Here is a 17,938-nt window from a genome sequence, read left to right on the forward strand (position 1 = left end):
GGTCTCCCTCACGCGAGGACGTCCACGCCGGACGACGTGGACAGGTCGGAGGCGCGGGCGGTGCTGCCCCCACCGGGGTGGTCGCCGGTCAGCGCCCAGCTGCGGGGCGCGGCGGCGGGCTGGCCGGGTCGGCCCTGCCCCTGCTGGGAGTCGGCCAGCTGCTGCTGCGCCGCCCGGGCCCACGGGCTCCCGCCCCCGTCGGCGTCGGCGCCGACCTCGAGCCGGCCGAGCGAGAAGCCCGCGCCCTCGAGGTCGCGGCGCAGGTCGGGCAGCGCCTCGGCCAGGGCGTGCCGGCCCGTCTCGCGCGCGCCGGTCAGGGTCAGGTCGAGCGTCCCGTTCGTCACGGTGGCCTGGATGGTGACCGGGCCGAGGTCGTCGGGGGTGATCACCAGCGTCATCGTCTGGCTGCCGTCCGGGGCGGAGGTCAGCACAGCGAGCTGGCGGCCCAGCTGGGCCGCGACCGAGGGCTCGTCGCCCGGCACGGCGGCCGCCGGGACGGTGGTCACCGGTGCGGCCGGTGCGGCCGGTGCGGCCGGCGCGGCAGCGGCCGGGGCGAACACCGGGTCGACGTCGGGCGCCGGTGCGGCAGCGGCCGGTGCGGACCCGGCCCCCTGCCCGCCGGCGCCCCCGTCGGAGGTCTGCGCGCCGCCGTCGGAGGCGGTGCCGGCGGCAGCGGTGAGCAGCACACCCGGGGTCGGGGCCGGCGCGTCGGCCACGGCGGTCGGGCCGGGTGCGGCACCGGTGCCGGTCGCCGGACCGGCCGGCGCAGCGGCGAGCACCACGGAGAACGGGATGGCGGCGGGCTCTTCCGAGGGTGCCGCGGCGGTGGTCGCCGGGGCGGTCGTCGCCGGGAGGAGCGGAGCCGCGACCGGAGGAGCCGGGGGAGCGGACGCCGGAGCGGCAGTCCCGGCCGGCCCGGCCAGGACGTCCGCGCCGGGGGCCGGAGCCGGTGTGCCGGCGGCCGGGACGGCGTCGGCGACGGGTGCGGTCGCCGGACCCACCGGGACCTGCGGGACCGCCACCGCAGCGCCGACCGGGGCCGTGGTCGGCTCCGCAGCGGGGGCGGCGGACGGACCGCCGGCCGGGGGGACGGTGACCGGCTGCGCGACGCTGAGCAGCGCCCACAGGCCCGGCTCCACCGGCACGACCGGGGTGGGGGCGGCGGCGTCCGTGGCGGGGGCGTCGGTGGCCGGCTCGTCGTCGGCAGTGGCGCGCGGGGCGTCCCGGTCGGGGGTGCCGCTGCCGGTGAGGGCGTCGTCCAGGGCGGTGGCGAAGGCCGGTGCGGACTCGGCCGTGCCTGCGGACGCCGGGCCGGTGGACCCGGGAGCCGGGGCGGCCGGTGCCGCGGTCAGGAGGCTGGGAGCTGTCATCGGTAGGCCTCCGCGGCGCTGGTCACCTTCTGGACGTAGGACTGGGTCTCGCCGTAGGGCGGGATGCCGCCGTAGCGCGCCACCGTGCCGGGGCCGGCGTTGTAGGCGGCCAGCGCGAGCTCGGTGGAGCCGAACTGCTCGGTCAGCTGGCTCAGGTAGCGGGCCGCGCCGTCGATCGAGGACGCGGGGTCGCTCGTGTCGACGCCGAGGCCGGCGGCCGTGGCCGGCATGAACTGCATGAGCCCCCGCGCGCCGGCGGGTGAGACGGCGGCGCCGTTGAAGTTCGACTCCGTCTTCGCCATGCCCGCGAGCACGGCCGGGTCGACGCCGTACCGGCGGCCGGCCTGGGTGAAGAGGTCGGCGTACGGGACGCCGCCGAGGCTGCCGCTGCTGCCGGTCGTCGCGCTGGTCGCGGCGGTCGCGTCCGGGAGCACCCGGCGGATGACGGTGGGGCTGCCCACGTCCTGGACCTTGACCACCTCGCCCTCCTGCGGTGCGGAGATCATCTGCCCGTTGCCGATGTAGATGCCGACGTGGTCGATGCCGGGGCGGGACGACGTGTAGTCGTAGAACACCAGGTCGCCGGGCTGGGCCTCGGCCACCGAGGCGACCGGGCGACCGGAGGTGGCCTGCTGCGAGGAGGTGCGGGGGAGGTCGATGCCGAGGTCGGCGTAGACCTGCTGCACCAGCCCGGAGCAGTCGAAGCCGGTGCTCGCGTCGGTGCCGCCCCAGGTGTAGGGGACGCCGAGGTACCGCTGCGCCGCCTGGACCACGGCCGAGGTGCCGGCACCGGTACCGGTGGTGCTGCCCGTCGCCGAGGCCACCGCCGCGGCGGTGCCGGTGAGCCCGGCGGTGGTGGCGGCGGCCGACCAGGCCGAGCGCGCCGTCGTCGTCGGGGTGGTGAGGAACCGGGTCTGGATCTCGCTGATCCGGCTCTGCACCGCGCTCAGTCCGTCCACGTCTGCTCCTCCTCTCGCCGTCGGTCGGTGCTGTGCCGTCGGGTGACCAGGTCGTCGACCACCCGGGCCTCGGCCACGTCGGCCGCTGCCTGCAGTGCGGCCACGTGCCGCTCGCGCAGCCGCTCGAGCCCCTTGGTGCGCTGAGCGGCCTCGGTCCACCGCTCGCGGACCAGCTCGGCCTGCTCGGCCTGGGCCACGGCGAGTGCCCGTGCAGCTGAGACATCGGCAGCCGCGGTGGTCGATGCGACCATCGCCGCGATGAACGCCCGGCCGTCGAGCCCGCCGGGCAGGGAGCGGGTGGACAGCGCCTGCGCCTGCTGCTCGGCCCGCTCGGCGGCGGCGGCGGCCTCGCGGGCGGCCGCGGCGGCGGCCAGCCCGGCGGCGCGCTCCTCGGTGCGGCGCAGCCGGAGGACCGGCTCGAGGCGGAAGGGGGCCTGCTTCACGCGGCCGTGATGATCGCGTGCAGCCGGGCCCAGGCCTCGGGCAGCGGCGTCGAGTCGGCGGTGGACTGCCGCAGGAAGGCGTCGATGTCGGGCACCAGCCGGCGGGCGCGGTCGACGAGGGGGTCGGTGCCGGTCTGGTAGGCGCCGATCTCGATCAGCTCCCGGACGTCGCGCAGCGCGCCGAGCATCCGGCGGAGCTCCCGGGCGTCGGTCATCTGCGCGCCGGGGACGACCGCCGTGGCCACCCGGGAGATCGACTCCAGCACGTCGATGGCCGGGAAGTGGCCGGCGGTGGCCAGCTTGCGGGTCAGCACCACGTGCCCGTCCAGGATGGAGCGGGCGGTGTCGGCGATCGGCTCGTTGTGGTCGTCGCCGTCGACCAGCACGGTGTACAGCCCGGTGATCGACCCGGCGGTGCTCGTGCCGGCCTTCTCCAGCAGCTTGGGCAGCATCGCGAACACGCTCGGCGGGTAGCCCCGGGTGGCCGGCGGCTCCCCGGCGGAGAGCCCGACCTCGCGCTGGGCCATCGCCGTGCGGGTGATCGAGTCCATCATCAGCAGGACGTCGCGGCCCTGGTCGCGGAAGGCCTCGGCGATCCGGGTGGCGACGAACGCGGCCTTGAGCCGGACCAGCGGCGGCTCGTCGGAGGTGGCGACGACGACGACGGACTGCGCGAGCCCCTCCGGGCCGAGGTCCTCCTCGATGAACTCGCGGACCTCGCGGCCACGTTCGCCGATCAGCCCGATGACCCGGATGTCGGCGTCGGTGCCGCGGGTGATCTGGGAGAGCAGGGTGGACTTGCCGACGCCGGAGCCGGCGAAGATGCCCAGCCGCTGACCGCGGCCGACCGGCACCAGGGTGTCCAGCGCGCGCACCCCGGTGGCCAGCGGGCGGCTGACCCGCGCCCGGGTGAGCGCGTTGGGCGTCTCGCTGGTCAGGTCGACGTAGGAGACCAGGCTGCCCAGCGGCGGCCCGCCGTCCAGCGGCCGGCCGAGCCCGTCGAGCACCCGGCCGAGCAGCGCCTCGCCGACGGGCACCTGCAGCGGGCGGCCGGTGGGCCGGACCGGGGTGCCCGATCGGATGCCGGACAGGTCGCCCAGCGGCATGCAGGTGAGCCGGTCCCGGTGCACGGCGACCACCTCGGCGAGCAGCGGCCGCTGCCCGGGGGAGACCTCGACGAGGTCGCCGACGGCGGCGGTGATGCCCTCCACGCTCAGGGTCAGGCCCATCGCGCCGGTGACGATGCCGGTCAGCTGCGGCCGGGCCGCGATCCGGGCCCTGTCCAGGACGGCGGGGGAGAGCACGCGGGTCACGAGTGCAGCACCTCCAGCACGCGCTGCAGGGCGCTGGTCAGCTGGGCGTCCACCCGGACGCTGCCGGCCTCGGCCAGCGCGCCGGCGCGCTCCACGGCCTCGTCGGCCACCACGGTGACGGAGGCCGGTAGCTGGGCCAGCGCCGCCGCGGGCACCTCGGCGAGGTCGTCGGGGTGCAGCCGGACGACGACCGGCACATCGGTCGGGCACAGGGTCAGCGCCCGGCGGAGGGCGTCGAGCCCGTTGGCGTCGGCGGTGGCCACCTCGCGGCCGAGCAGGTCGCCCACCAGCAGCACGACCGCGTCCAGGACGCTGTCCCGCAGGTCGTCGACGACCGGCGCCGCGGTGGCGTCCAGGCGCTCGACCGCCGCGCCCATCGCCGCCGTCGCGGAGGCCAGCCGGCGCTCCCAGCGGGCCTGCACGTCGGCGAGACGCTGCTCGGCGGCGCGCTCGGCGGCGGCGACGACCTGACCGGCGGCCACCAGGCCCTCGGCGTGGCCGGCGGCCCAGCCCTCCCGGCGGGCCTCCTCGCGGAGCCGCTCCAGCTGCTCGGCGTAGACGTCGCCCAGCCGCCGGCCGGTCGGGCCGGCGGCGCCGGCCTCCCCCCGGGCGGTGCCCACGTCGAGCACGACGCCGGCGTCGGTGGCGCGCCGCGCGGGCGGCACCGGAGCGGCCACCGGGGCGCGGGGTGCGGGAGCGGGCGGCGGGACCGGGGCAGCAGCGTCCACGGGCTGCTCGCTGCGCCGTCCGGAGCGACGGCCCCAGGTCGGGGCGGCGCCGGCCCGCTGGTACGGGACCGCCTCGGCGGCGGAGGAGCCGCGCAGCAGCAGCGTCTCCCGCGGCTCGCGCCGCTCAGGCGACGAAATCGTCCTCACCGCCCCGCGAGATGGTCAGCGCACCCTGCTCCTCGAGCGTGCGGATGACGGCGACGATCTTGGCCTGGGACTCCTCGACGGTCCGGGTGCGGACCGGGCCGAGCAGCTCCATCTCCTCCAGCAGGTTCTCCCCGGCGCGCTCGGAGAGGTTGCGGACCACCTTGTCCCGGACGTCCGTGCGGACGCCCTTGAGCGCGGTGGCCAGGTCGTTGGCCTCGACGTCGCGCAGCACCAGCTGCAGCGACCGGTCGTCGATGGTGACGATGTCCTCGAAGACGAACATCTGCGAGCGGATCCGCTCGGCCAGCTCCGGGTCGCTGCCCTCCAGCCACTCCAGGATGGAGCGCTCGGTGGGCCGGGAGGAGCGGTTGATGATCTCCACCAGCGTCTCGACGCCGCCGACGGTGGCCATGTCCTGGTAGGCGAGCAGCGAGCCCATCCGGCGGCCCAGCTCCTCCTCGACCATCCGGACCATCTCCGGCGAGGTGCGGTCCATGACGGCGATCCGGTAGGCGACGTCGGCCTGCTGGTCCGGCGGGAAGCCCGACAGCACCTCGGCCGACTGCGGCGCCGGGAGGTGCGCCAGCACCAGGGCGATGACCTGCGGGTGCTCGTCCTTGAGGAAGGTGACCAGCTGGCGGACGTCGCTGTTGCGCAGCGAGGCGAACGGCAGCTCGGTGTAGACGACGTTGAGCCGGGAGAGGATGCCGTCGGCCTTCTCCTCGCCCAGGCCGGCGGCGAGCACCTCGCGGGCGAACTCGACGCCCCCGGTGCCGACGAAGCGGCGGGCCTGCATCAGGGAGTGGAACTCGCTGAGCACGTCGTCGACGTCGGCGCCGTCCACCCCCTGCAGGCGCATCAGCTCGCTGGTGAGCTTCTCGACCTCGGAGGGGCGCAGCTGCGCGAGCACGGCGCCGGCCTCCTCCTTGGAGAGCTGGGCCAGGAACACCGCCGCCTTGCGCAGGCCGGGCAGCTCCTTGCGGGCCACCACGACGGGCATGACCGAGGTCGGTGCCACCCCGACGAGCTGTTCGACGCTGGCGATGCTCACTGCTCACTCCTCGTGCCTGGGAGGCGCGGTCGGCGCCCTCCTCCTCCATCGGCAGTCCCGGGCCGGTCGGGCACCGGGACCAGAAGACGCCGGTGGCGGGCCAGGTCCCCGATACCGGGGACCCGACCCGCCACCGGGCGGTCGGTCACTTCGCGTCGGCGAACCAGCCGCGCAGCATGGTGGCGACCTCGTCGGGCCGGTCGCTGACCATCTCGGAGATCTCGCCGCGGACCTTCTCCCGCTGGGCCACGGCCAGCTGGTGGGCCCGGTCGTCGAGCGCCGGGTCGCGGACGCTCTCGACCTGGATCGGCTCGAAGTCCGTCTCCTCGTCCTCGAACTCCTCGTACTCCTCGCGGTTGCGCCGGGAGCGCAGCCAGACGACGAGCACCAGCAGCGCGATGCCGAGCGCGATGCCGCCGGTCTTGATGAGCGACCACATCTGCGCGCTCTTCTCGGCGGCCTGGGCGGCCTTGAGGTCGGCCGCGGCCTGCTCGGCCGCCGTCTGGTCGAACGCCATGGAGGCGACCGTGATGGCGTCCCCGCGGGCGGTGTCCAGCCCGACGGCGTTGCTGACCAGGTTCTGCAGCTGCACCTGGTCGACCCCGCCGGCGGTCGCGCTGTCCATGGCCACCGAGACGGTGAGCCGGTCGACGGTCCCGACCGCGCCCTCCGTGGTGGTCACCGTCTTGCCGACGGCGTTGTTGGAGGTGGTCGAGGACTTGTCGTACGTCGAGTCCCCGGTCCCGCCGGTGGTCGGGGTCTCCGCGCCCAGCACGCCACCGGTGGCGCCGTTGCTGCCGGTGTAGCCCTCCGTGGTGGTGCTCTCGGACAGCGCCGGAGTGCCGGCGGTGTAGTCGTAGGACTCGGCGGTGGTGTCGACCTTGTCGAAGTTGAGGTCGGCCCGCACGGTCACCACCGCGTTGTTCGGCCCGGCGATCCGGTCGAGGATCTGCTGGGCGTTGGCGGCCAGCCGGGCCTCGTACTCCTGCTCGGCCTGGGCCTGCGCGTCCCCGGTGCCCGCGGTCGCGCCCTCCCCGGCCGCGGACAGCACCGCGCCGGTCTGGTCGGCCACGGTGACGTCGGCCGGGTCCATCTTCTCGATGCTGGAGGAGACCAGGTGGGTGACCGCCTGGATCTGCTCACCGGACAGCGTCGTGCCCGGCGCCAGGTCCAGCAGCACCGAGGCGGTCGGCTTGCCCTCGTCGGTGGCGAACACCTCGTCCTTGGGCAGCGCGATGTGCACGACCGCCGCGGTGACGCCGTCCAGCGACGTGAGGGTGTTGGCCAGCTCGCCCTCGAGCGCGCGCTGGTAGGAGACCTGCTGCTGGAACTCGCTGGTGGTGATGCCCTGCTCGTCGAGCAGCGCGTACCCGGACTCGTTGTCCGCCGGCAGGCCCAGGCCGCTCATGGTCAGCCGCAGGCTGGAGACCTTGTCCTGGGCCACCATGATCGTCTGGCCGCCGTCGGCCAGGGTGTACGCCACCCCTTCGGTGTTGAGCTCCTCGACGATCGCCGAGGCGTCGGCCGAGGCGAGGTTGGAGAACAGCGGCGACAGCGTCGGCGCGGTGATCCAGCGGTAGAAGACGAAGCCGCCCAGCACCAGGCCGGCGACCAGCAGGCCGATGACGATCTTCTGGCCGATGCTGATCGTCTGCAGCAGCGAGCGGGCCTTGGCCAGCGGGCCGGCGAGGGCGGCAGGCATCAGACGTTCATCCTCATGATCTCAGTGAAGGCGGACACCGCCTGGTTCTTCAGCGTCACCACGGTGTCGGTCGCCAACTTTGCCTCGTTGCTGGCGATCATGTAGTCGGTGACGTCGTTGAGGTCGCCGGTGGCGGCCTGGGTGGCCAGCGCGTCGGTGGTCGAGTGCATCCCCTGCAGCTGGTCGACCGAGCTCGCGAGGATCGAGGCGAAGTCCGCGCCCGACGTCGACGGCGTGCCGGTGGTCGCCGCGGTGCCGGCGACGTCGCCCACCCCGGGCAGCGCGCCGAGGCCGGGGATGCCGGACATCGCGGAGGTGATGCCGCTGATCGGCGAGGTCATGGTCAGCCCTTCCCGAGCTGGAGCGCCGCGCGGTAGGCGGTGGTGGCGCGGTCGATGGAGGACAGGTTCGCCTGGTAGCTGCGCTGGGCCTGGATCAGCTGGGTCATCTGGTCGCCCATGTCGATGTCGGGGTAGCGGACGTAGCCGTCGGCGTCGGCGAGGGCGTTCTCCGGCTCGTAGACCAGCCGGCCCTCGGCGCTGCCGAACTGCGCGCCGGCCACCTGGACGCCGCCCTGGCCGGAGCCGTAGTCGGCGGCCTGGACGACGATCATCCGTTCCTGGAAGGCGGCCTGGTCGGTGGAGGTGGCGGTGTTGATGTTCGCCAGGTTGTCCGAGACGGCGTCCATCCACTTCCGGTTGGCGTAGAGGCCGGACCCGGAGATCCGCAGCACGTCGAAGGTCGACACGTCAGGACGTCCTCAGCGCCGAGCGCAGCAGGCTGTACTTGCCGTCCAGCGCGTTGAGGGCCAGCTGGTAGCGCAGGCCGGTCTCGGTGGCGATCGTCGTCTCGGTGTCGAGGTTGACGTTGTTGCCGTTGGTGTTGGTCGGGTCCATGGACTGGTTCACCGCGCTCTGCTGGACGCGCGGCGTCTCCCCGTTGGCCAGCTCGTCGCGCAGCGTCGACTCGAAGCTGACGCGGGAGGCGAGGAAGCCGGGGGTGTCGACGTTGGCGATGTTGTCGGCGGTCACGTCGGCCCGCTGCTGCAGCCCGGTGAGGGCGGCGTGCAGCGCGGTCATGGTCGTGTCGGTGATCACCGGGCGCTCGTGGGGGAGCGACGCAGCACGGATTACCTCCGGGTACGGCGGGACGCACCCGCAGGAGGTGCCTGCGGGTGGGGGTCCGCCGATCCGTGGCGGGATGGTGCACTCCGTGCCCTCAGGTCATCGGCAGTCGGGGAGGGGATCGTGACGGGCGGGGAGCCGGATCGGGTCGTCGAGTGACGAAACGCAACCGTCCCCGGGTCGAAGCGACGGCTTCGGCCCGGGGACGGGAAGAGTGGTTCGGCCCCCGTTCAGGGGCCCGCGCTGAGCGTGCAGAGCGTGGGGGGAACGGGGGTCCTCCTCACATCGCCCGGTCGACGTAGGAGGCGACCGGGCGGGTGGGGGCGTAGGACATCCGGGCGGCGACGTTGCGCTGCTTCTGGGACTGGGTGATCCGCTCGACGAGCTGCTCGGCCACCGCGAGCTGGTGCTGCAGCAGCCGCGCGGCGCGCTCTCGGAGGTCGTCGGGCAGCGGGCCGAGGTTGCTCGGCGGGATCCAGTCGGTGCTCCGCCGGCCCCAGGCCGCGATCTCGTCGGCCCGGTTGCGGGCGAGGGTCTCCTCCGCCTCGTACACGTCGCCCTCGAGGGCGTCGAGCACGGCGGGCCAGGCCCGGGCCTCCGCCACCAGGGCGGGGAAGTCGCCGGCCCGGCTGCGGCCGCCCCGGGGACGAGGCGGCTCCCCGGTCACACCGGGCTCCCCGCGCACTCCACGGCGGCCTGCGCCCACGCGTCGCGCAGCGGCTCGACGATCCGGCGGCAGTCGACGACCCGGCGCACGTCACCGCGGATGTTGGCCTGGATGAGCTCGTCGAGCAGCCAGGTGTACAGCGCGGCCAGCCGCGGGCCGCCGTCCCAGATCTCCACCCGCAGGCTGGCCCGCAGCTCCAGGACGATCTCCTGCGCGTGCATGAGCTGGCCGTGCGCCCCCTCCCGGTCGCCCGCGGTGAGGGCGGCCTCGCCGCGCTGGAGGTCGAGGGCCAGCCGGTCGTAGAGCATCACCAGGAGCTGCTGCGGTGAGGCGGTGGCGACCGAGTCGCCGAGGTAGCGGGCGCGGAGCGAGGCAGTGCTCATCGGTGGTTCTCCTGGGGAGGGGAGTCGGAGGGGAGCGGGACTCAGGAGTCGGACGAGGACCAGCTGGGCAGCTGCTTGATCTGCGAGGTCAGCCAGGTGGACTGGTTCTGCAGCTTGCCGAGCGCGGTCTCCAGCGCGGTGTACTGCGCGGTGAGCGTCGCCTTGCGCGAGGCCAGCCGCAGGTCCCAGGAGTCGATCTGGTCCTGGAGGTCCTTCGCCCGGGTGTCCTGGCCCTTGGCGAGGCTCGTGATGCTGCCGCTCACCGAGTCGCTCGCCTGGGTGGCCAGCCGCTGCAGCCGCGCCGCAACGCCGTCGGTGACCAGGTCGTCGTCCATGGTGCCGGCGATGAGGTCGGTGCCGGCGCCGACGGCGCCGCCGAACACGCCCTGCAGCAGCGCCGGGTTCTCGGCCAGCTTGGCCTGGAACACCGTCGCGTCGAACTTCAGCGTGCCGTTGTTGGTCAGCTGCAGGCCCAGGGAACCGGCCGAGGCCGTGCTGGTGCCCACCCCGACCGCGCTGGAGACGGCGTTGAGGATGTTGCCGGCCATGCTGCCCAGCGACCAGTTCCCCTTGAGCGGGGCGGTCGAGCCGGACGAGGTGTCGGTGAGCGAGTCGATGGTGCCGAGCACGTTGTTGGCCGCGGTGACCAGCGCCTGGACGGCGGCGACCGCGGCGCTCGGGTCGCTGGCGACCGTGAGGGTGGCCGACGGGGTGGTCGCGCCGACGGTGAAGGAGGTGCCGTCGAGCACGCCGGTGAAGGTGTTGGTCGACGAGGTCACCTTGTAGGCGTTCGCGCTGGTCCCGCCGATCGTGACCTGCGCGTCCTGCGCCTGGGCCAGCACCGAGAAGGCCGGCAGGGTGGCCGAGCTCAGCGAGAAGTCGCTGGCCTTGCCCGTGCCGGTGGAGGTCACCTGCAGCCGGTAACCCGACCCGGTGTTGACCGCGCTGGCGGTGATGCCGGCGCCGGCCTTGTTGATCGAGGCCACCGCCTCGGCGAGGCTCACCGTGCCGTCGGCATCGGAGTCGGTGAGCGTGATGTCCGTGGTGGTGCCGGCGGCGGTGTTCTTCACCGTGAGCGGCGAGCCGAGCCCGGAGGCGTCGGTGGTCTTCGTCCAGTTCTGCCCGCTGACCAGCGTGTGCGGGGTGGCCAGCTGGTCGACGGAGAAGGTGAGGGAGCCGGCCGCGGCGCCGGTGGTGGCGGTGGCGGTCACGGCGGAGGAGGAGCTGGTGGCCTTGGCGGCGGTCCACGCGGTCGCGACGGTGAGCGCCTTCGCGGCGCCGGCCAGGGCGGCGAAGCCGGTGTTGATCTGGCGCAGCCCGTTGGCCTGGCTCTGGGTGGCCGAGAGCTGGTTCTTCAGGAGCGTCTGCGGCTGGGCCTCGATGGCCATCAGCTGGGTGATCAGGGTGGTGTAGTCCGTCCCCGAGGCCAGGCCGGTGCCGACGCTCACGCCGCTCATGAGTTCTCGCTCTCTCTGTCAGGTGGTGCACGAACTGAGGGGGGAGGCCGGGGCCTCCCCCCTCAGCGGGTGGTGCGGGGTGGTGCGGTCAGGCTCAGCCCAGGAGCTTGAGGATGCTCTGGGTGGACTGGTTCGCCTGGGCCAGCATCGACGTACCGGCCTGGGTGAGGACCTGGCTCCGGGTGAAGTTGGTCATCTCCTGGGCCATGTCCGTGTCGCGGATCCGGGACTCCGACGCCGTCAGGTTCTCGTTCGTCGTCTTCAGGTTGTTGATGGTGTGCTCGAACCGGTTCTGCAGCGCACCGAGGTTGGCGCGGGCGCTGGAGACCTGGGTGATGGCCCTGTCGATGACCGTGATGGCGCTGTTCGCCCCGGCCTTGTCCGCCAGGGTGATGCCGTTGACGCCCAGGTCGGTGGCCGAGAAGCCACCGGTGGCCGTGCCGGCCGCGACTGCGGTCGGAGCGGTGGCGCCGGTGGTGGTGCCCAGGCCGGTGCCGCCGATGGTGATGGCGCCGGTCAGGGTGGCGTCCTTCGCGGTGATGGTCAGACCACCGGTGTTCGGGTCCACGGCCGCCGTGAAGGAGGCCGCGAAGTTGGCCTGGCCGTTCAGCTGCGTCGCGATGTTGTTCGCGTCGCTGCTGGCGGTCAGGGCCGTGGTGGTGACGGTGACCGCACCCACCGTGAAGCTGGCGGTGGCGGCGGTCGTGGTGGCGGCACCGTTGGCGTAGGAGGTCTTGGCCGGGGTGACGCCGGTGGAGTTGATGTTGACGTTGATGACGTCGTTGGCCGCGTAGCCGACCTGGAACTGCTTGCCGGTGAAGGACCCGTTGAGCAGGTTCACGTTGTTGAAGGTGGTCTTGTCGGCGATGCGGGTGAGCTCCGACTTCAGCGCCGTGGTCTCGGCGTTGATGGCGGCGCGGGAGTTGACGTCGTTGCTGTCGTTGGCGGACTGCACGGCCAGGTCACGCATGCGCTGGAGGATCGAGGTGGTCTCGGAGAGGCCACCTTCCGCCGTCTGCACGACGCTGACGCCGTCCTGGGTGTTGCGGACGGCCTGGGTGATGCCGCCGATCTGCGAACGCAGACCCTCGGAGATGGCGAGCCCGGCCGCGTCGTCGGCCGCACGGTTGATGCGGAAGCCGGAGGAGAGGCGCTCCAGCGACTTGCTCATCGAGTCGTTGGTGGCCGACAGGTTGCGGTAGGCGTTCATCGCCGAGATGTTGGTGTTGACGCTCATGCCCATGGTGTTCCTCCGTGGAATCGGGGCTTCCTGGTGACTCCCGCTGCATCCGTGCTGCGGGGCGTTGCCTCACTGGTAACGGCTGGGTCGGGTGGGACCTTGACCCGAACCGGAGAACTTTCTCGGCCGGTCTCCCTCAGGCGGGTCGGGTCGCGCCCGGGGCGCCCGCGGGCTCGGGCAGCTGCCAGGCCGGCCGGCGCCGGGGACGCGGGGCCGGTGCGGGCAGCGACGGGGGGAGCGCGGCCGTGCGGGCGGCGGTCTGCTGGGCGACCACCCGGTCCACGTAGGCCCGCTGCTGGTTGCGGGCCCTCACGCCGCCGTCGGCGGTCACCGGCTGCCCCTCCCAGATCTCGCTCATCGCCGCGTGCAGCAGGGTCAGCGCCCGGGCGCGCATCTGGGAGACCCGGGAGAGGGTGACGCCGAAGCTGTCGGCGATGTCGGTGAGCGACTCGTCGCCGAAGAAGTTGCGCTCGACCACCTCGTCGAGCCGGTCGGGCAGCGCCCGGATCGCCTCCTGCAGGTGCCGGGCCCGCTCGCCGCGCAGCAGCGCGCGCTCGGGGGAGTCGCCGGTGGCCGGCAGGTCCAGCGAGCCGCCCTCGGTGCCGCTCTCGGCGTCGATGCTGACCATCACGGCCCGGTGGACGTCGACCTGCAGCGTGTCCAGCTCGCTGCGCGGCACCCCGAGGCTCTCGGCCAGCTCCTCCCGGGTCGGCGGCCGGCCCAGCCGGATGGTGAGGGCGTCCGCGGCGGCGTCCGTGCGCCGGGCCGCGGCCCGCACCGAGCGGCTGGCCCAGTCACCGGAGCGGAGCTCGTCGAGGACGGCGCCCTGCAGCCGGGGGAGGGCGTAGGTGGAGAAGGTCGCGCCGGCGCTGGGGTCGAAGCGCCGGGCCACCTCCACCAGCGCGACGTGCGCGCAGGAGAGCAGGTCGTCCCTGCTGACGTGACTGGGCAGCGAGATGCGCGCGGCGACCGCGTTCACCGCGAACTGGGCCAACGGCAGGTGCGTCGTCACCAGCGCGTCCACGTCGGAGGGCGGGCGCTCGTCAACCGGGGTGCGGACTGGGCTCACGACGTCCTTCTCGGCAGGATCCGCCCGCTTCGGGACCATTCCTGGGCGAATCGTGTGCGCCGCCTGGTCCGCCCGTCGGTGCTCGGCCGATCTCGGCTTGACCGACCGGGGATCGGTGCCGATGGGTCCCTCGACGAGCACCCACCGACCGGTGGGGAGCTGCGAGTGCAGACGACGAGGGAGGGGCCGGGTATGGACCACCAGCACCTGTCGACCCTGCTGTGGCGGGAGCAGGAACTGCTCGACCTGCTGCTGTTCAAGGCCGAGGAGAAGCAGTACCTGATCCTGTCGGGCAAGACCCGCTGGCTGGCGCGCATCGCCCACGAGATCGAGGTGGTGCTCGAGCAGCTGCGTACGCTGGAGGTCGAGCGGGCCGCGGCGACCGAGCAGATCGCCGGCCGGCTCGGGATGGACGCCAACCCCTCGCTGCGCCAGCTCGCCGACTCGGCGCCGGCCCCGTGGTCGGACCTCTACGCCAAGCACCACGAGAGCCTGCTGGTCCTGGTGACCGAGCTGCGCGGGCTCTCCGACGCCAACCGGGAGATGCTCGAGGGCGGCCTCGCGGCCATCAGCGACGCGCTGACCAGCGCCCGGACGCCGTCGGCCGGCACCTACACCAACAGCGGCCGCGCGGCCGGCAACGCCTACCGCTCGGTGACCCTGGACGGCGCGCTGTGAGCCGCCGCCGGACCCGCAGCACCTCCGAATACACGACAGGGGCAGGGCAGTGAGCACCTTCTCAGGGCTGACCGCGGCGTCCTCGGCGCTGTTCGCCTCGCAGCGCGCGATGGACGTGACCGGTCAGAACATCGCGAACGTCAACACCGACGGCTACTCGCGGCAGCGCGTCGACCTGAAGTCCATCTCCGCCTCCACCGTGCCGGCGGTCTTCTCGACCAGCTCCGGCATCGGCCAGGGCGTCGACGGGGACACGGTCATCCGGATCCGGGACGCCTTCATGGAGAGCCGTGCCCAGACCGAGCACGCCACCACCGCGTCGCTGACGGTCCGGCAGTCCACCCTCCGCCAGATCGAAGACGCCTTCCACGAGCCCGGCGACGACGGCCTGCAGGCCCAGCTGTCGAAGATGTGGTCCGCCTGGGGCGACGTCACCAACAACACCACCGTGGCCAACGGCGGCGGCGCGCGGACGGCCGTGCTGCAGACCACCCAGACGGTCGTGGCGAACCTGCACACCATCAGCTCGACGCTGGACGCCCAGTGGTCGCAGAACCTGGACGACCTGGGCGTGCTCGTCGACGACGTGAACGCCTCGGCGGCCTCGATCGCCACCCTCAACCAGTCGATCAAGCAGGCCGGCCAGGCCGGGCTGCCCACCAACGAGCTCTCCGACAAGCGCGACGCGCTGGTGCTGAAGATCGCGGAGCAGACCGGCGCGACCTCCACCAGCGAGGCCGACGGGACCGTGACGGTCAACCTCGGTGGGGTCACCCTGGTGTCGGGCAGCACGACGATCTCCCTGGCCCTGGCCGGCGGCACCGACCCGGCCGCCGGCGCGACCGACCCGCCCCGGCTGGTGACCGCGCCGGGCGGGACGACGGTCAAGCCCGGCGGCACCGCCGAGGGCGAGCTGACCGCGATGACCACGACCATCCCGCAGTACCGGGCGATGATCGACGGCGTCGCCCAGCAGCTGGTCACCCAGCTCAACACCGCGCACCAGGCCGGCTTCGACCTCACCGGCACCGCCGGGGGCCCGGTGCTGGACGACGGCACCGGCACCGGCACCGACGCGGTGCTCCCGAGCACGGTCACCGCGGCGAACATCCGGCTGCGGATCAGCGACCCGGACAAGCTGGCCGCCGCCTCGCTGTCCAAGGCCGCCGCGGGGGGCATCGCCTCCGGCGACAGCCTCAACGCCGACCGGATCGCCCAGCTGGGCTCGGCCGCGGGCAGCGCGGACGGCGTCTACCGCAAGATGATCGTCGGGCTGGGGGTCCAGGCGTCGGTCGCGACGGGCAACCTCACCGCGCAGACCGTCATCAGCACCCAGGTCGACTCGGCCCGGATGTCGGTCTCCGGGGTGAGCATCGACGAGGAGATGACCAACATGCTGCAGTTCCAGCACGCCTACTCGGCGGCCGCGCGCATGATCACCGCGCTCGACGAGACGCTCGACGTCCTGATCAACCGGATGGGCGTCTCCTGATGAGGATCACCCAGCGCGCCATCACCCAGAACAGCCTGCTCGGGCTGAACAGCAACCTCGCCGCCCTGGACAAGCTGCAGCAGCAGCTGACCTCGGGGACGACGATCAGCCGGCCCTCGGACTCCCCGACGGGCACCAACACCTCGATGCTCACCCGGCGCAGCATCGCCGACAACGAGCAGCAGGCCCGCAACATCACCGACGGCACGGGGTTGCTCGACGCCACCGACACCGCGCTGCAGGACATGCTCGCCCAGACCCGCAAGGTCCGGGACCTCACCGTCCAGGCGCTCAACGGCGGGGTGGCCTCGCCGGAGTCCGCGCAGGCCGTCTCCGCCCAGGTGACCGGGCTGCGGGAGAGCATGCTCGGGCAGGCCAACCAGGTCATCGCGGGCCGGCCGCTGTTCGGCGGTGCGACGTCGGGGACCACGGCCTACGACGGCACCGGCGCCTACGTCGGCGTCGGCGGCACCGGGGGGATCCCGATCGTCCCGGTGAACCGGCGCGTGTCGGACACCGAGACGATCCGGGCCGACATCACCGGCGCCGAGGCCTTCGGTGACCCGGCCGCCGGCCGCGACCTGTTCGCCGTCGTGCAGGACATCGCCACCCACGCCGCCGGCCGGGACCAGGCCGGGCTGACCAGCGACCTCGCGGCCCTCGACGACGCGATCAGCCGGATGACCAAGGCGACGGCCGACGTCGGCACCCGGGCGCAGCGGATGGAGAAGGCCGCGTCGACGAACCAGTCCCGCGCGCTGACGCTGAGCGCGCAGCTGGGCGCCACCGAGGACGTCGACCTGCCGAAGACCATCATGAACATGCAGGCGCAGCAGGTCAGCTACCAGGCGGCGCTCCAGGTCACCGCGCAGGTGCTGCAGCCCACCCTGCTGGACTTCCTGCGCTGATCAGGGGTCGCCGGACCTCCCGGTGGGCATGACACCTGCCGAGAACGACAGGGGGCAGCTGCTCCGTCCCGCGACGGAGCGCTCCCCCTGACCCCGCCGGCCGGCGGGTGCCACGGATGGCGACACACAGACCCATGGAGGGGTTCCCATGCTCACACTCACCCGCAGCGTCGGCGAGAGCATCCGGATCGGCGAGGACATCGAGGTCTACGTCGTCGAGGTGCGCGGCGGGACGGTGCGGCTCGGCTTCAAGGCCCCCCGCGAGGTGACCATCCACCGCGAGGAGGTCTACCGGCAGATCACCGAGGCCAACAGCCTCGCGGCCGAGGTCGCGGCCGATGCGGTGGCCGCCTTGGCAGCATTTGCACCAGGGTCGGCCCGGGTCCCCCAGCAAGATGTGACAACACCGTGACTAATACGGCTCAATAACCGCTCGACTCGTTTGTCTCACTAGTAACAGGACGGCGAGTCTCGCCGTCGGCCGGATCGATCCTGCGCAAGTCTCTCCCCACAGCGCCACCGTTACAGGGGGAGACCACGATGGAACTCAGCGCACTCGCAACCGGTCCGGCCGACGGTGTGGACCTCCGGGTCGACACGACCGCCGACGGGTTCCTCGACGCCGTCGGCACCGACGCGCTCGAGCCGGTGTGCCCCGCGTCGGTCTTCCCGGAGACGGTGGTGGTGCACGTCCAGCTGCGCCCCCGCCGGTCGTCCACCCGCCGCTGCCTCGCCGCGCTGTCCGCGCTGGCGCTGCGGCACGACACCGTCCCCTTCGCCCTCACCGGGCTGAGCGGCGACGACCGCGTCGTCCGGGTCACCGTCGGGGTCGAGCTCGGCCCCCGCGAGCTGATCGCGAAGTTCTCCGACCAGGCGCAGGCCGCCTACGCGTTCGTCGACGGTCTGTTCACCGACCTCTACGACTACATGCCGGTCTACGTGGGCGAGCCCAGCGAGACCGAGCGCGCCGCCGCCGCCGGTGTCCTCGAGGCCGCCGACACCGCGCGCCCCCGCGCCGCCGCGCCGCGGATCCCGTCGCCGCGCACGCCCGTCGACCTGGCCGGCGCCACCGCCGCCCGGCGCGGCGCCCCCGTCCTCGTCTGACGCTCCGCCGGCCCGTCGCCGGCGCGCTCCACCCGGCCGCCCCGGGGGCACTGCCCCGCGGCGTCCGTGCCCGTACCCACCATGCCCGCCTGCACTTCCCCCA

At 73.5% G+C, this 17,938-nt stretch carries 20 protein-coding genes; 5 read left to right on the plus strand and 15 right to left on the minus strand.

The window, feature by feature from the left end; translation table 11 throughout:
• Nucleotides 1-8 precede the first annotated feature (8 nt).
• The 15 genes from MODMU_RS04940 to MODMU_RS05010 form a co-directional block, all read right to left on the minus strand.
• Nucleotides 9-1,370, minus strand: a complete 1,362-nt coding sequence (locus MODMU_RS04940; RefSeq protein ID WP_014739083.1) for a flagellar hook-length control protein FliK — start codon at nucleotides 1,368-1,370, stop codon at nucleotides 9-11.
• On the minus strand, nucleotides 1,367-2,329 hold the full coding sequence (locus MODMU_RS04945; protein WP_041794963.1) for an NlpC/P60 family protein: 963 nt from the start codon (nucleotides 2,327-2,329) through the stop codon (nucleotides 1,367-1,369). The genes MODMU_RS04940 and MODMU_RS04945 overlap by 4 nt, the downstream gene beginning before the upstream one ends.
• Nucleotides 2,317-2,772 carry a flagellar FliJ family protein gene (locus tag MODMU_RS04950; protein ID WP_014739085.1) on the minus strand — a complete coding sequence of 152 codons (456 nt, stop codon included), beginning with the start codon at nucleotides 2,770-2,772 and terminating at the stop codon, nucleotides 2,317-2,319. Before MODMU_RS04950 ends, MODMU_RS04945 begins: the two co-directional genes overlap by 13 nt.
• Entirely contained in the window at nucleotides 2,769-4,085 is a 1,317-nt protein-coding gene (locus MODMU_RS04955; protein WP_014739086.1) for a FliI/YscN family ATPase, read from the minus strand. Before MODMU_RS04955 ends, MODMU_RS04950 begins: the two co-directional genes overlap by 4 nt.
• A complete protein-coding gene (locus MODMU_RS04960) occupies nucleotides 4,082-4,960 on the minus strand; it encodes a FliH/SctL family protein (protein ID WP_014739087.1) in 879 nt (292 codons plus the stop codon). Before MODMU_RS04960 ends, MODMU_RS04955 begins: the two co-directional genes overlap by 4 nt.
• Nucleotides 4,938-6,011, minus strand: coding sequence for a flagellar motor switch protein FliG (gene fliG, locus MODMU_RS04965; protein ID WP_014739088.1), 1,074 nt, complete (start codon nucleotides 6,009-6,011; stop codon nucleotides 4,938-4,940). The genes MODMU_RS04960 and fliG overlap by 23 nt, the downstream gene beginning before the upstream one ends.
• Nucleotides 6,012-6,156: 145 nt before the next feature.
• The gene (gene fliF / locus MODMU_RS04970) at nucleotides 6,157-7,713 is read right to left on the minus strand and encodes a flagellar basal-body MS-ring/collar protein FliF (RefSeq protein WP_014739089.1); all 1,557 of its coding nucleotides are present in this window, start codon (nucleotides 7,711-7,713) and stop codon (nucleotides 6,157-6,159) included.
• Nucleotides 7,713-8,054, minus strand: a complete 342-nt coding sequence (fliE, locus tag MODMU_RS04975) for a flagellar hook-basal body complex protein FliE (protein WP_014739090.1) — start codon at nucleotides 8,052-8,054, stop codon at nucleotides 7,713-7,715. The genes fliF and fliE overlap by 1 nt, the downstream gene beginning before the upstream one ends.
• A gap of 2 nt (nucleotides 8,055-8,056) precedes the next feature.
• Nucleotides 8,057-8,461 (minus strand): flagellar basal body rod protein FlgC, encoded by a 405-nt coding sequence (gene flgC / locus MODMU_RS04980; RefSeq protein ID WP_014739091.1) that lies wholly within the window; start codon nucleotides 8,459-8,461, stop codon nucleotides 8,057-8,059.
• 1 nt (nucleotide 8,462) lies between these two features.
• Nucleotides 8,463-8,810: a flagellar basal body rod protein FlgB gene (flgB, locus tag MODMU_RS04985; protein ID WP_014739092.1), complete on the minus strand. Its 348-nt coding sequence runs from the start codon at nucleotides 8,808-8,810 to the stop codon at nucleotides 8,463-8,465.
• 307 nt (nucleotides 8,811-9,117) lie between these two features.
• Nucleotides 9,118-9,504 (minus strand): hypothetical protein, encoded by a 387-nt coding sequence (locus MODMU_RS04990; protein ID WP_014739093.1) that lies wholly within the window; start codon nucleotides 9,502-9,504, stop codon nucleotides 9,118-9,120.
• On the minus strand, nucleotides 9,501-9,887 hold the full coding sequence (gene fliS / locus MODMU_RS04995; RefSeq protein WP_014739094.1) for a flagellar export chaperone FliS: 387 nt from the start codon (nucleotides 9,885-9,887) through the stop codon (nucleotides 9,501-9,503). Before fliS ends, MODMU_RS04990 begins: the two co-directional genes overlap by 4 nt.
• A 41-nt stretch (nucleotides 9,888-9,928) precedes the next feature.
• Nucleotides 9,929-11,344 carry a flagellar filament capping protein FliD gene (gene fliD, locus MODMU_RS05000; protein ID WP_014739095.1) on the minus strand — a complete coding sequence of 472 codons (1,416 nt, stop codon included), beginning with the start codon at nucleotides 11,342-11,344 and terminating at the stop codon, nucleotides 9,929-9,931.
• 94 nt (nucleotides 11,345-11,438) lie between these two features.
• On the minus strand, nucleotides 11,439-12,581 hold the full coding sequence (locus MODMU_RS29310; protein WP_269454061.1) for a flagellin N-terminal helical domain-containing protein: 1,143 nt from the start codon (nucleotides 12,579-12,581) through the stop codon (nucleotides 11,439-11,441).
• Between the two features lie 139 nt (nucleotides 12,582-12,720).
• Entirely contained in the window at nucleotides 12,721-13,653 is a 933-nt protein-coding gene (locus MODMU_RS05010; protein WP_014739097.1) for a sigma-70 family RNA polymerase sigma factor, read from the minus strand.
• Nucleotides 13,654-13,845: 192 nt separating this feature from the next.
• Here MODMU_RS05010 and MODMU_RS05015 point away from each other — a divergent pair, with 192 nt between their 5' ends.
• The 5 genes from MODMU_RS05015 to MODMU_RS29315 all read left to right on the plus strand — a co-directional run bounded on the left by MODMU_RS05015 (nucleotide 13,846) and on the right by MODMU_RS29315 (nucleotide 17,835).
• Nucleotides 13,846-14,331, plus strand: coding sequence for a flagellar protein FlgN (locus tag MODMU_RS05015; RefSeq protein ID WP_014739098.1), 486 nt, complete (start codon nucleotides 13,846-13,848; stop codon nucleotides 14,329-14,331).
• 49 nt (nucleotides 14,332-14,380) lie between these two features.
• Nucleotides 14,381-15,823, plus strand: a complete 1,443-nt coding sequence (gene flgK / locus MODMU_RS05020) for a flagellar hook-associated protein FlgK (protein ID WP_014739099.1) — start codon at nucleotides 14,381-14,383, stop codon at nucleotides 15,821-15,823.
• Complete coding sequence (locus tag MODMU_RS05025) at nucleotides 15,823-16,731, plus strand: flagellin N-terminal helical domain-containing protein (RefSeq protein WP_014739100.1); 909 nt, start codon at nucleotides 15,823-15,825, stop codon at nucleotides 16,729-16,731. The genes flgK and MODMU_RS05025 overlap by 1 nt, the downstream gene beginning before the upstream one ends.
• A gap of 148 nt (nucleotides 16,732-16,879) precedes the next feature.
• Complete coding sequence (gene csrA / locus MODMU_RS05030) at nucleotides 16,880-17,143, plus strand: carbon storage regulator CsrA (RefSeq protein ID WP_014739101.1); 264 nt, start codon at nucleotides 16,880-16,882, stop codon at nucleotides 17,141-17,143.
• Nucleotides 17,144-17,271: 128 nt separating this feature from the next.
• The gene (locus tag MODMU_RS29315) at nucleotides 17,272-17,835 is read left to right on the plus strand and encodes a hypothetical protein (RefSeq protein WP_014739102.1); all 564 of its coding nucleotides are present in this window, start codon (nucleotides 17,272-17,274) and stop codon (nucleotides 17,833-17,835) included.
• Nucleotides 17,836-17,938 lie beyond the last annotated feature (103 nt).

It is taken from the genome of Modestobacter italicus (genome assembly GCF_000306785.1).
GTDB classification, from domain to species: domain Bacteria; phylum Actinomycetota; class Actinomycetes; order Mycobacteriales; family Geodermatophilaceae; genus Modestobacter; species Modestobacter italicus.